This is a genomic window from Loktanella sp. Alg231-35, from assembly GCF_900143545.1.
Taxonomy (GTDB): Bacteria; Pseudomonadota; Alphaproteobacteria; order Rhodobacterales; family Rhodobacteraceae; genus Yoonia.
Genome location: NZ_FREV01000003.1, coordinates 35,155 through 50,717, shown reverse-complemented (window position 1 = coordinate 50,717; position 15,563 = coordinate 35,155). Strand labels below are relative to the sequence as shown.

Here is a 15,563-nt window from a genome sequence, read left to right as displayed (position 1 = left end):
GAGACCGCCATGAAGATCGGTATCCTGCAATCAGGCCACGCCCATAAGCTCCTTAAGCCTGTGACGGGCGACATCGATGTCCATTTTGAGCGGATGCTGGATGGCAACGGCTTTGAATTCACGACATTTGGCGTGGTCGATATGGAGTTCCCAACCTCGATCAATGACTGTGACGGCTGGATTATCACCGGCTCCAAACATGGGGCCTACGACGATCTGCCGTTCATCGCACCACTTGAGGCCTTTATCCGCGATGTCTATGCGGCCAATATCCCTCTGGTCGGGATTTGCTTTGGCCACCAGATCATTGCGCAGGCCTTGGGCGGCAAGGTCGAAAAATTCAAGGCAGGGTGGGCCGTCGGCCGCACCCAATATGATTGGAACGGAGAAACGCTTGCACTGAATGCCTGGCATCAGGATCAGGTTGTTGAGCGTCCGGTAGATGCGACGGTGCATGCAAGCAATGAATTCTGCGAGAATGCGGCGCTGGTTTATGGCAACCGCGTCTTTACCACCCAGCCACATCCGGAATATGGCGCGCAGTATATTGACGGATTGATCAAGTACCGCGTCAAAGGGTCTATCCCGGATGATCAAGTGGCCGCTGCAAGTGCCAACCTCGACAAACCCGTGGACAACCCCCGCATCGCCCAACAGATCGCACAATTCTTCAAAGAAAGAACACTGGCATGAGCTGGATGAAAAAAATCCCCGAAGCGGCACAAACCTATCTTGCCGCCAATCGTCTGGATGAGGTCGAATGCGTCGTCGCCGACCTGCCCGGCATCGCGCGCGGCAAGGCCGTCCCTGCGGCAAAATGGGAAAAACAACAGCAGTTCCATCTGCCGAACTCGATCTACTTTCAGACCATCACCGGTGGCTGGGGTGAAGCAGCGGGGCCTGACGGGTTTCTTGAACCCGATATGATCCTCAAACCTGATCTGTCCACGGCAACGGCAGCCCCTTGGGCACATGATGGCACCTTGCAGGTGATCCATGACGCCTTTGATCAAAAGGGCAACCCGATTGCCTTTGCCCCCCGCAACGTGCTGCGCCGCGTTTGCGATCTTTATGCCAAAGAAGGCTGGAGCCCCATCATCGCCCCCGAGATGGAGTTCTATCTGGTGGCCCGCAACACCGACCCTGCCAAACCCATTGCGCCGATGATGGGGCGCACCGGCCGTCCTGCGGCAGGGCGGCAGGCCTATTCCATGACCGCTGTGGATGACTATGGCCCGGTGATTGATGACATTTACGAATACGCTGAAATTCAAGGGTTCGAAATTGACGGCATCACGCAGGAAGGCGGCGCGGGCCAGCTAGAGATCAACCTGCGCCATGGCGATCCGATCAAACTGGCCGATGAGGTCTTTTTCTTCAAACGGCTGATCCGCGAGGCCACGTTGAAGCACGATTGCTTCGCCACTTTCATGGCCAAACCGATTGAGGGCGAACCGGGGTCGGCCATGCATGTTCACCATTCGGTTGTTGATGCCGATGGGCATAATATCTTTACCGGTCCAGAGGGTGGCGAAACCAATGCATTCTTCCACTTTATCGGCGGTTTGCAGGAATACATGCCAAGCGCCATCGCGTTGATTGCACCTTATGTGAACAGCTACCGCCGCTATGTGCCCGATGAGGCGGCACCGGTGAACCTTGAATGGGGCCGTGATAATCGGACGACAGGCATTCGCATCCCAATCTCTGACCCCGCAGCGCGGCGGATCGAGAACCGGCTGCCGGGTATGGATTGCAACCCTTACCTGTGTATCGCCGCGTCCTTGGCCTGTGGTTATCTGGGAATGAAGAATGAAATCCGTCCGGACAAGCGCTGGCGCGGCGAAGCGCAGGACTCAGAAGCGGCCATAGCTGAATCGCTTTGGACCGCACTTGACCTCTTTGATGAGGCGAAAGATCTGCATAAGGTCCTCGGCCCTGATTTCGCCCGCGTCTTTTCTATCGTCAAACGCGCCGAATATACCGAGTTCCTGCAAGTGATCAGCCCGTGGGAGCGTGAGCACCTTCTTCTGAACGTCTGATGGCAAGCCCGCTGTACCGCAACGACCGGCCAGGGCAACTGCCCAAAAGCTGGTATGTAGCCAGCACTGACGTCCCACCGGAACGTCCCCCGCTTTATGGCCATACCACCGCTGATGTCTGTATCGTTGGCGCTGGCTTTACGGGGCTATCTGCGGCAAGGCATCTGGCCGCAAAGGGGCTGGAGGTTGTGGTGCTTGATGCCCATCGCGTGGGGTTTGGCGCATCTGGGCGCAATGGCGGTCAGGTTTGTAGCGGCTATAACATGCCGCAACGGGCCTTGGCCGCCAAATACGGGGCCGATCATGCCGCCCGCCTTTGGGATCTGACCGAAGAGGCCAAGGACGACATTCGCAAGCTCTGCCTTGCCGAAGTGCCAGAGGCCAACTATCGCCCCGGCCTGGCCGAGGCTGCAACCCGCCCCGGCGAGGTTGCCGACATGCACCGCGACGCGGCCTATCTGCAAGAGACATATAGCTATGACAAGATCAGTACGCTTGACCGGAACGCCATCCGTGACGTGATCCAGACCGACGACTATCATGGTGGTCATATTGACATGGGTGCGGGTCATATCCATCCGCTGCGGCTTGTCCTTGGTATTGCCCAGCTTGCTGAACGCGCAGGTGCGCGGATATTTGAACGTGCCGAAGTTCATCATATCGCCCATGGCGACCCCGCAGAGATCCGCACAGACAAAGGCCGTGTTAAGGCCAATCACGTGATCCTCGCTGGCAATGGCTATCTGCCGAATATCGAACGCAAGGTGACGGCTAAGATTCTGCCGGTGAATAGCTTCATCGCAGCCACGGGACCCTTGGGTGATCTGGCCGCAAAGGTGCTCGCCCGGGATATCGCCGTCAGTGACAGCAAGTTCGTCCTTAACTACTACCGCATGTCCGAAGACAAGCGCCTGCTTTTTGGGGGGCGGCCCAGTTACGAGATCGCATTCCCCAAGGACATTGGAACCCTGCTGCATGAACGGATGATTGCAATGTTCCCGCAACTTGACGGGACGACGATAGATTATGCTTGGGGCGGCACGTTGGGAATTACGACAACCCGTCTGCCCGCCGTGCAACGGATCGCACCAAATGTCGTTTCGGCATCGGGTTTTTCCGGGCACGGTGTGGCTTTGTCAGGGCTCACTGGGAAAGTCATGGCAGAGGCCATCGCCGGGCAAGCCGGCAGGTTTGACACATTATCAATGCTGAAAGTACCCAGTTTTCCCGGCGGGCCGGCATTGCGCGCGCCAATTCTGCGACTTGCCATGACATGGTACGCGATGCGGGATCGGCTGGGGCTATAGGCAAGACTCTGCGCATTAAGGCAACAACTGGGCCGCATCATCATAACGCCCCCCCGAAATCGGGGCGACAATGTGGGGTTGAATCATCAAACCTAGGTATTCGCGCAGAATTTCGTTAACCAAGATCAACGAAAAATTATTCGAACTCCGCGTGTTACGCTCGTCTGGCCGCGTCGGGCAGCCGAAACCAACGCACAAAACTCTGCCAAGAAATTCTTTTGAAAGAAACAATATTTGGACACAAATTGCACCAAATTAACCGCTTTGTTTCCAGTTGTGATTTAGAGCAGTCTTAAAGAGTTATTACTTCTGGCTGTTTATTTTTTGGTCTTCGGCAACGGGTCCATCCAACCTTGGCAATTTAGATAGGAGAGAAGACTTTGACGTTCAATCTCAACAAACACCTTAAGACATCTGCCGCAGCCATCGCTTTGGCGACCGGTATGCTGCTCCCGACTGCTGGTACTGCGGCAGAAGTAACATTGAAATCGACAGACGGCACAATCAACGTGTCGGGCGAATTCATCGAGCTGAAGGACGACACATATGTGATCCGTACCGCACTGGGTGATCTGCGCATCGCCGCAAGCAGCATGATTTGCGAAGGTGCCGCATGTCCTTCCTTTGATGATATCTCTGCTGACGTCACAATTGTCGGTTCCGAGGCCATCGGCCAGGGTATGATGCCTCTCTTGATGACAGGCTTTGCCGCATCGCTGGATGCCGACGCAGAGATCACCAACGCATCCGCGGGTGAGACGCTAGCAACATTGATCGACGATGGTGGTTTTGGTGACGAAATCGGCGCCTACCTTGTGTCTGCAACCTCTGATGATGACGCCTTCCAGTCATTGCTTGGCCGCAGCGCACAGATCGGCATGTCATCGCGCCGCATCACCCAAGACGAAGCCCGCGCATTGCGCGCAGATGGTGCTGGCAGCATGGTCAGCCCCAATCAGGAACGTATCCTTGCGGTTGACAGCATGGTTGTGGTGACCCACCCATCCAATCCTGTTCAGGAACTGACCAAAGACCAGTTGGGCCGCATATTTGCCGGTCAGCTGACAAACTGGTCAGAACTGGGCGGACCGGATCGCGACATCAACGTCATCACGCGTCCCACAGACTCTGCCAGCTATGACTTCTTCATGACCTATCTTTATGGCGAAGAACGGCCCGACTTCCTGCCGCAGGGTATCTCGGCGGATGATCAAGACCTGTCCAACGTCATCTACAACGACCGCAACGCAATCGGTTACCTAGGTTATGCGTTCCAGCGTGGTACCAAGCCGATGACACTGGTCAATGAATGCGGCATCGCTACGATACCTGATGCGTTCTCGGCAAAAACCGAAGAATACACGCTGAACCGCCGGATGTATCTCTACAACCGCTCCGACAACCTTGATGCCAGCAGCCAGGCGTTTCTTGACTTTGCTGTCTCGCCAGAGGCGGACGGTGTGATCGGGAAATCAGGCTTTATCGATCTAAGCATCCTACGTCGGGGCCAAGACGCCAGCGACACGCGCCGGGTCTCTTTGACAGAAGAAGCAGCGCGTTATGACGCGGGTTTCGAAGGCGAAGTGATGCAGGAAATGCTGGGTGAGATGGACAGCAACGACCGTCTGTCGACCACATTCCGCTTCCGCACCGGTTCTTCGCGGATCGACGAACGTGGTCGCCTCGATATGGCCCGTCTGGTTGAGTACTTGCAGGACGTCCCTGCTGGCACGAAAGTAACCTTCGTTGGTTTCACCGATGACGTGGGTGCATTCGAAGCGAACCGTCGTCTGGCAAACGAGCGTGCAAGCGCAGTCCGCGACCTGATCATCGAGGCTGCTGGCAGCCAGTTGAACAACGTCGAACTGGAAACTGCTGGCTATGGTGAAGTTGCGCCATCCGCCTGCAACGTCTCTGATCGCGGTCGTTCCATCAACCGTCGGGTCGAAGTGTGGATCTCCACCACGATCGAGAGTTAAGCGGTCCTCAGCGATGCGCACCCAGACTGCGCGCATCGCTGAACCAACCGCCCTACGACGCCGGCAAAGCCCTGATAAGTAACGAGTTCTCCCTGTTTCTTTACCCGCGGCAACAATAGCAGCCTTCACCGGTTGTCCGGCACTCTCAAGCCCCACATCAACTTGGTTTGCCCACTCAGACTGTCCACGCACCCCCCCTGCGGTGACCTGACGTTCGGGCCCAGAAAACGGAAAAAGCAATGCAAACAAGACCTTCCAATTCGTTCCGCCAAAGGAAGACTGGTTCTCTGACGGCGCAACTCCTCAAAAGCATGACATGCTGTGCCGCATTGGGATTGGCCCCTGCCGCACTGACCCTGACTGCAACATCCGCCGATGCACAGCAGTTTAGCGACGCACTCTATGACGGTGCCAAGGCACGCGTGAACCGCTCTGCCAGCCTGCGGTCGCTGAGTGAAGCCGTCGCCTCGGCCAGCTGTCAAATTGGTGCAAACTTCAATGTCGACGCGGCCGAAAGTCACCTCGCGACCTACCAAGATGATTTCACGCGTATTCTGGACGGTCTGGAAAACGGCAGTGCCATCCTCGGGATGCCTGGCGAAGAAAGACGTATGCGCACGCTGAACACCATCCAGCAGACCTCCGCAAGCTGGGCACCCATGGATGTCGCCGCGGAAAATCTGCTGAACGGTGGCAACAGTGCCGACGCCCAGACGATCCGGCAGTCCTATGCCGATCTGTTTGAACAAACGGTTCAACTGGCGGCGGTGATTTCGGGACAGTATGCGGACCCACAGCAGTTGCTTCAAAGTGACGCGACGGTGCTGAACTTTGCCGTGCGCCAGCGCGCGTTGGGGTATCGTATGGCCCGTGCAACCTGTGAACTGGCCTCTGGCACTTCTGGTGGCGAGACGCTGGAAGAACTGGCAACCACGGTTGATCTGTTCGAGCGTTCACTGATCGCATTGCGCGATGGCTTCCCTGCGGTGGGCATCAATCCTCCACCAAACGAAGCGGTCGCCAACAGCCTCGCTGCCACGTATGAGTTGTGGGTTGCTAACCGCGGTATGTTCGACTCTGCCTTGGCTGGTGTCGTACCAACCGAAGCTGATGTGATCGCAGCAACCGACCTCTCGCAAGAGTTGTCAGTCGCGATGAACAACACCATCACGCTTTATCTGATCGCAACTCCGGGTCAGGACGGTGTCTATCGCATTCCGCTGGAAGCCTATTCGCGTGAAGAACTGACAGGTTGGCTTGATAACCCTGCATTGATCGAAGCGATCAAGGCGCAGAACGTGCGCCATGCCGACCTGACAGAAGATGAAATCATCGCCCTTGACCAACAATGGCGAGCAGAGGCCGGTGAAGGCGGTGGTCCATTGATTTCGCAGCTGCTGGAAGGTCCGGTATCGAATTGGCTTTTGACGCAGCAGATAGAGACTGCCGGTTTTGTGACCGAAGTCTTTGTGATGGACAACAAAGGCCTGAACGTCGCGCAAAGTGTCGAGACATCTGACTACTGGCAGGGTGACGAATCCAAATGGCAACAGACCTATCCTGTCGGACCGGATGCGCTGCACATCAGCGAAGTCGAATTTGACGACAGCACCGGGTTCTATCAATCGCAGGCATCACTTTCGATCAAGGACCCGGAAACCGGTGAAACGATCGGCGCTGTGACCTTTGGTATCAACGTCCAGAACCTGATGTAATGTTACGCAACGCGGGCGAGCAACAGCTTGCCCGCGGTTCATATCGAACCTATGCGCCTGAGTGGTTGGGAAGATAACGCCCAACACCTCGGGCGCATTTCGTTTGAGAGGCCAACAACGTTGGCCATGCCCCACCGCCAAGAAAGCGATGTGATGTCAGTTAAGATGCAAGAGTGTAGGTTTACCGGCCCCTACTTGCCCATCTTCGAGAGTTTTTCTTGTAGGGCCGCAAGCTGATCCTTGATCTCGCCAAGGTCGTCAGCGCCCTTAGGATCGTCAGAGCTTGCATTGTCTCCCATCATCCCACCGGTCATCGCCTTAAAGAACGCTTGCTGCTGGGCGCGCATGGCCTCAAATCCGGGCATGCTTGCCATCGGGTTGGCTTTGCCCATGTTCTCCATCGCTTTGGATTGCCCCTCGCGGAGCATCTCAAAGCTGGCCTGCAGGAACTCTGGCACGACGGATGCGGCCTGACTGGTATAGCTGCGGACCAGATCGGTAAGCACATCAACCGGCAACACATTTTCGCCGCGGCTTTCGTGCTCTGCAATGATCTGCAACAGATACTGGCGGGTCAGATCATCACCTGATTTCAGGTCCACAATCTGCACTTCGCGCCCTTCGCGGATGAAGATAGCAATGTCTTCCAATGTGACGTAGTCACTGGTCTCTGTATTATAAAGACGCCGGCTCGCGTAACGCTTGATCAGCAGCGGTTTGTTCGTATCGGCCACGGGCGTCCCTCCAAGACATGTTGCGGTGCAGAGAAGCCTATGCCGCGTCTGCTAAAAAAGAAAGAGAATTGGTAAAAACAAAAGGCGACCCGCTTGCGCGGACCGCCTTTGTTAAATCGAACCCTTCGGGAGGTTAGGGCGATTTATATGTCGCTTACTTCGCGGCAGTTGCCTTTTTGGCAGCAGCTGTCACTTCGCTTGTTGCTTTCTTAGCAGCAGCGTTGATGTCTTCGGACAGGTCTTTGCCAGCGGCCATGACCAGTTCCATTGTTTGTGTCTGAACTTTTTTCGCGATTTCAGCGAAAGCAGACATGTGCGCTGCAGCGGATTCAGCGGATGCAGATGCGAAGTCTGTCATTGCTTTTGCATAGTCAGCAGGCTCTGCCTTTGCTTTGGACATTGCTTCTACTTTAGCAAGTGTGTCCTGTGTCCATTTTGCGGACAGTTCAGCAGATTTGCCAGCAGCGTCGATTGCAACTGCGGACATTTTTTCGGCCAGGGCAGTCTGGTTCTTGAACTGCTCTTCCATTGCTTTGGTGTCGACTGGGAACGCGCCTGTCATTTCTTTGAAGATCGCGGTGAAGTCTTGTGTCTTAGTAGCCATTTTGATCAACCTTTCCGGTATCAGTGAATTTGCGGTGCAAGCGGTTAGCCTGCTTTTCTGTTCTGACACCAATATGCGTGCTGCACTGCAGCATTTCAAGGTTTTTTTCTGCGGTGCAGCATAGATTTTTTCTGCAATCGCGAATAATTCAGGAAAACCGCTTACTTAGCGGAAACATAGGTCCCCGGTGCGGGTGCCAAAACGGGGTGTTTGGCGTCTCCGGGTTCTCTTGCTGTGACTTTTTTGCCCGATTTTTTAGACAACCAGGCATCCCACCGCGGCCACCATGACCCTTCATGCCGGTCTGCTGAATCTTGCCAATCATCCGCCTCCAGCCCCAGTTCCGGGTTGGTATAGTGGCCATATTTGTTTTTGCTGGGTGGATTCACGATCCCCGCGATATGCCCGCTTTCGGACAAGATAAACGTCTTATCCTTCGATCCCATCTGCGTCACACCAGCATAGCTGCTTTTCCATGCGGCGATGTGATCGGTCTCGCAGGCAATCGCGCAAAGCGGCACAGTCACATCTTTGATCTGCACGGTCTCACCGGCAATCTCAAACCCTGTAGTCGCAAAAAGATCGTCCTGACATAGCCCCCGAAGGTATTCGACAGACATGCGTGCTGGCAGGTTCGTCCCATCCCCGTTCCAATAAAGCAGGTCAAAGGCCGGGGGTGCCTTGCCCATCATGTAGCTTTTGATCGCGGGGCCATAGATCAGATCATTGGAACGCAGATAAGAAAAGGTGCGCGACATGAAGAACGAGTCGAGCACACCGTTCTCTTGCACTTCCTGTTCGATGCCATCAACGAAATCGTCGTCCAGAAACACCCCAACCTCGCCCCGGTCCGAGAAATCAGTCAGCGTCGTGAATAATGTGGCAGAATTCACCGATGTATCTTTGCGCTTTTTCATCAGCGCCAATGTCATCGACAAGGTCGTGCCCGCGATGCAATAGCCCACCGCATTGACCTTTTTGACGTCGCAGATTGCCTTCACCTCTTTGATGGCGGTGAGATAGCCGTCTTCGACGTAATTGGTCATCGACGTATCGCGGTAACCTGCATCGGGGTTCACCCAAGAGACGACAAAGACGGTATACCCCTGCTCTACCGCCCATTTGATCAGGCTGTTCTGCGGCTTGAGGTCTAGAATATAGAATTTGTTGATCCACGGCGGGAAGATGATCAGCGGGGTTTCATAAACCTTCTGCGTGGTTGGCGCATACTGGATCAACTCAAACATATGGTTGCGAAAAACGACCGAACCGGGGGTCGTGGCAAGATTTTCACCCAGGTTAAAGGCCTTCTTATCAGCCAAGGTCACAACAAGATCACCATTGTTGGCTTCAAGATCAGCGATCATGTTCTCTAGCCCTGCCACAAGGCTTTCGCCTTCGGTCTCGGCGGCAAGCGCCAAGGCCTCGGGATTGGTGGGCAAAAAGTTGGTGGGGCTGATCATATCGACCAACTGCTGGCTGAAATAGCGCAGCCGCTTCTTTTCCTCAGAATCGAGCGTGTCGATATCCTCGACCGCTTGCTGCACCGCAGAGGCATTCATGAGGTATTGCTGCTTGATAAAGTTGAAATAGGGGTCTGTTTCCCACATCTCGTGGGCGAACCGCCGATCCTTGGGCGTTTCATCTGTTGGCGGCTCAAGCTTACCTTGGGCCAAAAGATGCTGCGCCTCGACGTAATGTTTGACGGATTTACCCCAGAATTCCAGTTGATGCTCGATCAGCTTGGCAGGATTGTGCATCATTTCAGTCATATAGGCGGTGGCAGCCTTCATGTAGAGCTCTTGGCTGGGCCCTTGCAGTGACGGGCCGATGTGACGCCCCTGCCCCATGACTTTCAACAAACGCTGGGTCAATTCCTCAACGCGGGCAAGGTTTGCTTCCAGCTTTGCAACACTAGGGGTTTCAGTGCTGTCGGACTCCAAATCGTTTGTTGTCATCTCAACCTTCCTATGCGTATGCTGCACTTGCAGCATTCCCTGCGCCGCCCATCGGAGACCCGTACCATGAAGTATATGATGACCTATGACGTGATGGAAAGCATGCGCAACACCAATCAATGGTTGGGGGCCACGGCGCGCGCCTATGCATCCTATCCGGTGATGTCATGGGGCGCCAACCCGGCGATGGACTGGCTCAAGGCCTGGGGCGAAGTGACAGAGCGTACTTTTGCCCGCATGGTGGCGAAACCCGACTGGAACATTCCGATTCAGACCAATCTTGACGGCACCGATATGGTTGTCACCACCGAAACCGTCGTAGAGCGCCCCTTTGGCGATCTGATCCGTTTTCGCGTAGGCAACCGCCCCGACCGCTCCCGGCAAATCCTTTTGGTGGCCCCGATGTCGGGCCACTACGCGACGCTCTTGCGCAAAACCGTGATCAGCCTGCTGCCAGACGCCGACGTTTTTGTCACTGACTGGCACAACGCCCGCGACATTCCAGTCAGCGCCGGCAAGTTCGATATCGAAGATTACACTCTCTACCTGATGGATTTCATGAAGGCGCTTGGCCCGGATATCCACGTCATCGCTGTGTGCCAGCCGGTGCCGCTGGCGCTTGCCGCGACGGCATATCTGGCTGAATTGGAACCAGATGCACAGCCACGTACGCTGACACTGATCGGCGGGCCGGTTGATCCAGAGGCAAACCACACCGAGGTGACCGACTTTGGTCGTTCTGTCACCATGGGGCAGTTGGAAGAAACCATGATCCAGCGGGTCGGTTTCAAATATGATGGCGTCGGCCGCATGGTGTATCCAGGTCTGCTGCAACTGGCATCGTTCATTTCCATGAACGCCGAAACCCACACCAATTCCTTCCGTGATGAGATCATCCGCGTGGCCAAAGGCGAAGCGTCAGAGCATGATCGCCACAACGCCTTTTATGACGAATACCTTGCTGTGATGGACATGACCGCCGAATTCTACCTGTCCACGGTCGAACGGATATTTAAGGGCCGTGAGATCGCACAGAACAAATTTGTGGTCGCAGGTCACGAGGTCGACATGGGCAAAGTCACGACAGTGGCCGTGAAAATTGTCGAAGGCGAAGATGATGACATCTCTGCCCCCGGCCAATGCCTTGCGGCACTTGACCTGCTAACCGGGTTGCCCGACGACAAGAAGGCCGCGCATCTGGAATCGGGTGCCGGGCACTATGGTATCTTTGCCGGGCGCAGCTGGCGCAACAATATCCGGCCTTTGGTTTTGGATTTCATTGATGCGAACTCTGGCGCGGCTAAGCGTAAGCCGTCCAAGGTTGTAAAGCTCAAATAATCCGCGCGTTACTGGCGCAACATCAACGGCAGTTTGAGCCAGCGGCGCAGCGCATCTGTCGTCGCCTCCGGCGCTTCCAACGTGGGCAGATACCCCGCCCCTTCGATGATTTCTAACTTTGCATCCGGGATCAGCTCGGCCAAAAATTCGTGCCGCTTAAGGTGATACTGCCCATCATGCCGCCCACAGATCACAGCTGTTGGGGCTTGCGTTTTGCTGAGCGTTGCTTGCTGATCCTTGCGGCGCTGCATCGCGCGGGCCTGCTTGAGGTAAACATCGCGCCCGATGACGTGACCCATATCCGTCAGCAACCTGACTAGTTCAACCTTGTCGGTGCCGGGGGCCATCCAAGTGGAATTTATCTCGTGCTGTAGCACATCTTCCCAACGGCCTGCCTTGGCCGCGATCATATGCGGCTCGCGTGCGGCGGCGTTTTCGGGGGTGTCGGCCTGCGGGCTGGTGCTGATCAGGGCCACCCGCGCGATCCGTTCGGGTGCGCGGCGCAGCAGTTCCATCGCGACCATGCCGCCAAGCCCCATGCCAACAAGCGCAAATTTCGACGGGGTCCATGACAAGATCTGGCTTGCGATCTCTTCCATCCGTTCACCACAGGTGGGCGGGGCAATCATCACGGCATGATCACGCGACAGGTCTTGCATCTGATGCGCGAATACACGCGCATCACTCAGCATCGGCGGAATGAAGACCAACGGATCACGCGACATGGCGCTTTTGCCCTAACTACTGCTCACCTTTTGCGGCTTTTGTCAGAGTGTGACGCGCGAAGTGCGTTCGCGCAAGCCCCTCAACTGGCTGGCAAACTATGCACCCAAGCTAAAATTCGCCGGGCCAGTGGCAAGGTTTGGCCGGGTGAAAACACATTGCCCGCCATGACATGGCCCATCTCATCGTCATCGGGGGTCTGGATCAAGTTGATCTCATCCACAGGCCCGCCCCAACGCACCATAGTGGTGCGTATCTGGTCAGGGTGAACCACCTGATCATCTGCGTTGAAGCAAAACAGTGCAGGCGTTGTGACCTGCGAAAGGTCAGCGCGTCGGGCCGCACGCACCGCATCTGCCATGACATGCACGGCCTTGGTCGGATACGTCACGGTCCAGTATTTCGCATGGGCCTCATTAAGCACTGGAAAGTTCCGTTCGCGCCCAGCCACATATTTTGCCCAATGGCGCGATCCCGGCAAGTCCAACAGGAATTGCACGGCCCTGTGCCGCAATCCGAAATTGGGCGAGACATGGACCATCGCCTTCACCGGTGCACCACCTGCCAATGTCAACGTCGCCAGCGTACAGCCCGTTGAACACCCCATGATGATCACTTCATCACCGATGGTCTGTGCGACGGCAATCGCCTCTGCAACGTCGCGCGTCCATTCTTGAAACGTGGCGCGCCCCATGGCGGGCCCGTCCTGCCCATGCCCTGACAGGCGCGTGAAATGCAGGTTCGCACCCAGTCCTTCGGCCACCAGATCAGGCAACGGGCGCAGTTCCTCGCCCGTCGCAGAGAAGCCATGAATGTAAAGCAAAGACACAGCCGTCTTCGTCGCAGGCTCTCCAGCCCAAGATATCCGTTTCTCGCAACCGGGGCGCAAGGCGGAAACCTGCGCCTCTGCGCGGGCCAGATCGGCCTCTATTGTTAGCAGATCAAGCAAGGGCACGCGCCGCCATGGGCCGGTAAATCAACCACAGGCCCAGGATCGCCACCACCAGAATGCCTGCCGGAAACAAGGTGATCGACATCTGCAATGTCGCGAGCGCTTCATCCGATTGAGGCACAACACCTTCGGTTGCCTCTTGCCAACCCGCCGCGGCGAGCGTCACGCCCAGCACCGCGGGGGCCACAGCATTGGCCAACTTTTGGCCAAACAGCCAGATCGCCGAGAATGCCCCTTCAATCGCCGCACCTGTTTCGCGCCGCGTGACATCCATCAGGTCTGGATAAATCGCCCAGGGGATCTGCTGATAGGCCCCGTTTGTCATGCCCGCGAGCACAAACATCCCAGCGATGGCCGTCACATTCACCGATGGCAACATGGTATAAAGCGCATAGAGCAACACCACATAAAGCACCAATCCAACGACCAGCGCCTGCGGTTTGCCCAATCGGTGGGACAAGAGCACCCAGACGGCCTGACTGAGGATTGAGCCCACCACAAAGGCCGCAAACATTAGGCTGAGTGTGCCCAGCGCGGCCGCCGCCCCTGATAGGGCGGTATCCCCGCTATCGACGATCAGATAGAGCGCCGCAAAGGGCAAACCTGCGGTGATCATCGCAATCGCAAGGGTCATCACCCCATAAAGCAGCACCAACACGACAAAGGCTTTGTTGGAGAAGACCAATCCAAACATCCCCGACAGATCGACCGTTGCCGCCTGTTCAATACGCGGGGCCTTGCGCGTCGCCCAAAGCGACAGCCACACCGCACCCACCATCAACGGCGTGACGGCCAAGGCCGCACTCGCGTATCCGATTGACCCGGCCAAACCGGGGATCAGCGCCCCTCCGATCAGAATACCAATGCTCGCAAATGCCATGCGAAACCCCGTCATGGCCGAACGTTCCTTGGGGTCTTGCGTGATCTCACCCGATTGGGCGCCATATGGGATCGCCACCATCGTAAATCCCACCGTGGCCAACACAAAGAACCCCACAACCCAGGTCAGGTTACCGGTCATGGCCAGCCCTGCCGGGGTTGCGAACATACCCACCATGCCTGCTGCCATTACGACAACACCAACAAACATCCAAGGCGCACGCCGCCCCCAGCGGCTTTGTGTGCGGTCACTCAGGTAGCCGATCAACGGGTCGGTGATCATGTCAAAGATCAGCACCGCAGTGGTGACAAACCCCGCAATCCCCACAGGCACTCCCAGAAAGGCGGTAAGATAAGTCAGGATCAGCAATTGCTTGACGATGACAAAGACGACGATGCCCATATCGGCCAGTCCCCAGCCCGCCTTTTGTCCCAGTGACAATGCCATGATGTGGTCCCTCCCCAGGGTTTTGCGCAGGTTAGCCAGAGCGTGGCCACGTCCCAAAGCAGAACGTAGCGTCAACCTGTAGGGTGGGTGCTAACCCACGCGCTCCAAAACCTCTTTGACAGAAGACACAATAAGATCGAGGCATGTATCATCCGAGAACCTGTGATCGGCTCCATCCACCAGCGTTAGACGCATATCGGGACTGTCGGCGTGATCAAGCAGGCGCAAGGCCACCGACATATCAACGTCGGCGTCTGCCGTGCCTTGCAGCGACCTGACAGGAAACGAGAGAGGCAGCGGATCGCGCAGCACCAAGCGGTTGCGTCCTTCCTCAATCAGGCGGCGGGTGATGATGTAGGGCTCACCATAGTCCGAGGGCAGCGCCACCTGCCCGGCCATCAGTTCTTCTTTCTGGGCGTATGTGAAACCGCCCCACATGCTATCTTCGGTAAAATCCGGGGCAGCAGCGATTGTGACCATCCCTGCCACCCGCTCTGGCATCTCACGCGCGACCAGTAAGGAAATCCAACCGCCCATGCTGGACCCAACCAGAACGACCTGACCTGCTAGCAATCCGATAGCGGCACAGGCATCCTCGAACCAGTCGCCAATCGCGCCGTCGGTGAAGTCTTCGCTGCTCTCACCGTGGCCGGAATAGTCAAACCGCAAGAATGCCCGACCGGCCTCGCGCGCCCATTGCTCAAGATGGACAGCCTTTGTGCCGCCCATATCGGATTTGAAACCGCCCAGAAATACGATCGCTGGACCCGTTCCATCGGTAAGGTGATAGGCAAGGCGCCGGCCCTGCGGTGAGACAAATGAAGGTGTGGTTTCCATGGAAGCGACAGCATCATAACGCCCCAAGAGCCGCAAGGTTTTTGTCA

General features: G+C 56.3%; 13 protein-coding genes. 6 read left to right on the top strand and 7 right to left on the bottom strand.

The window, feature by feature from the left end; translation table 11 throughout:
• Positions 1-9 precede the first annotated feature (9 nt).
• The 5 genes from DHN10_RS07195 to DHN10_RS07175 all read left to right on the top strand — a co-directional run bounded on the left by DHN10_RS07195 (position 10) and on the right by DHN10_RS07175 (position 7,043).
• Positions 10-693 (top strand): type 1 glutamine amidotransferase, encoded by a 684-nt coding sequence (locus DHN10_RS07195; protein WP_108814597.1) that lies wholly within the window; start codon positions 10-12, stop codon positions 691-693.
• Positions 690-2,042, top strand: coding sequence for a glutamine synthetase family protein (locus tag DHN10_RS07190; protein ID WP_108814596.1), 1,353 nt, complete (start codon positions 690-692; stop codon positions 2,040-2,042). Before DHN10_RS07195 ends, DHN10_RS07190 begins: the two co-directional genes overlap by 4 nt.
• Entirely contained in the window at positions 2,042-3,349 is a 1,308-nt protein-coding gene (locus DHN10_RS07185; protein ID WP_108814595.1) for an NAD(P)/FAD-dependent oxidoreductase, read from the top strand. The genes DHN10_RS07190 and DHN10_RS07185 overlap by 1 nt, the downstream gene beginning before the upstream one ends.
• A gap of 380 nt (positions 3,350-3,729) precedes the next feature.
• Complete coding sequence (locus DHN10_RS07180; protein WP_108814594.1) at positions 3,730-5,328, top strand: phosphate ABC transporter substrate-binding/OmpA family protein; 1,599 nt, start codon at positions 3,730-3,732, stop codon at positions 5,326-5,328.
• Between the two features lie 311 nt (positions 5,329-5,639).
• A complete protein-coding gene (locus DHN10_RS07175) occupies positions 5,640-7,043 on the top strand; it encodes a type IV pili methyl-accepting chemotaxis transducer N-terminal domain-containing protein (protein WP_159086948.1) in 1,404 nt (467 codons plus the stop codon).
• 191 nt (positions 7,044-7,234) lie between these two features.
• Here the strand turns inward: DHN10_RS07175 and phaR are convergent, their stop codons facing one another.
• The 3 genes from phaR to DHN10_RS07160 form a co-directional block, all read right to left on the bottom strand.
• Positions 7,235-7,777 carry a polyhydroxyalkanoate synthesis repressor PhaR gene (gene phaR / locus DHN10_RS07170; protein ID WP_108814592.1) on the bottom strand — a complete coding sequence of 181 codons (543 nt, stop codon included), beginning with the start codon at positions 7,775-7,777 and terminating at the stop codon, positions 7,235-7,237.
• A gap of 154 nt (positions 7,778-7,931) precedes the next feature.
• A complete protein-coding gene (locus tag DHN10_RS07165; protein ID WP_108814591.1) occupies positions 7,932-8,381 on the bottom strand; it encodes a phasin family protein in 450 nt (149 codons plus the stop codon).
• 161 nt (positions 8,382-8,542) lie between these two features.
• Positions 8,543-10,339, bottom strand: a complete 1,797-nt coding sequence (locus tag DHN10_RS07160; RefSeq protein ID WP_108814590.1) for a PHA/PHB synthase family protein — start codon at positions 10,337-10,339, stop codon at positions 8,543-8,545.
• Between the two features lie 66 nt (positions 10,340-10,405).
• Here DHN10_RS07160 and phaZ point away from each other — a divergent pair, with 66 nt between their 5' ends.
• Positions 10,406-11,677 (top strand): polyhydroxyalkanoate depolymerase, encoded by a 1,272-nt coding sequence (phaZ, locus tag DHN10_RS07155; RefSeq protein WP_108815120.1) that lies wholly within the window; start codon positions 10,406-10,408, stop codon positions 11,675-11,677.
• Between the two features lie 8 nt (positions 11,678-11,685).
• Here phaZ and DHN10_RS07150 read toward each other — a convergent pair whose 3' ends face one another.
• The 4 genes from DHN10_RS07150 to DHN10_RS07135 all read right to left on the bottom strand — a co-directional run bounded on the left by DHN10_RS07150 (position 11,686) and on the right by DHN10_RS07135 (position 15,516).
• Entirely contained in the window at positions 11,686-12,402 is a 717-nt protein-coding gene (locus DHN10_RS07150) for an alpha/beta fold hydrolase (protein ID WP_108814589.1), read from the bottom strand.
• Between the two features lie 80 nt (positions 12,403-12,482).
• Positions 12,483-13,349, bottom strand: coding sequence for an alpha/beta hydrolase (locus DHN10_RS07145; RefSeq protein ID WP_159086947.1), 867 nt, complete (start codon positions 13,347-13,349; stop codon positions 12,483-12,485).
• A complete protein-coding gene (locus DHN10_RS07140; protein WP_108814587.1) occupies positions 13,342-14,679 on the bottom strand; it encodes an MFS transporter in 1,338 nt (445 codons plus the stop codon). The genes DHN10_RS07145 and DHN10_RS07140 overlap by 8 nt, the downstream gene beginning before the upstream one ends.
• A 90-nt stretch (positions 14,680-14,769) precedes the next feature.
• The gene (locus tag DHN10_RS07135) at positions 14,770-15,516 is read right to left on the bottom strand and encodes an alpha/beta hydrolase (protein WP_108815119.1); all 747 of its coding nucleotides are present in this window, start codon (positions 15,514-15,516) and stop codon (positions 14,770-14,772) included.
• Positions 15,517-15,563 lie beyond the last annotated feature (47 nt).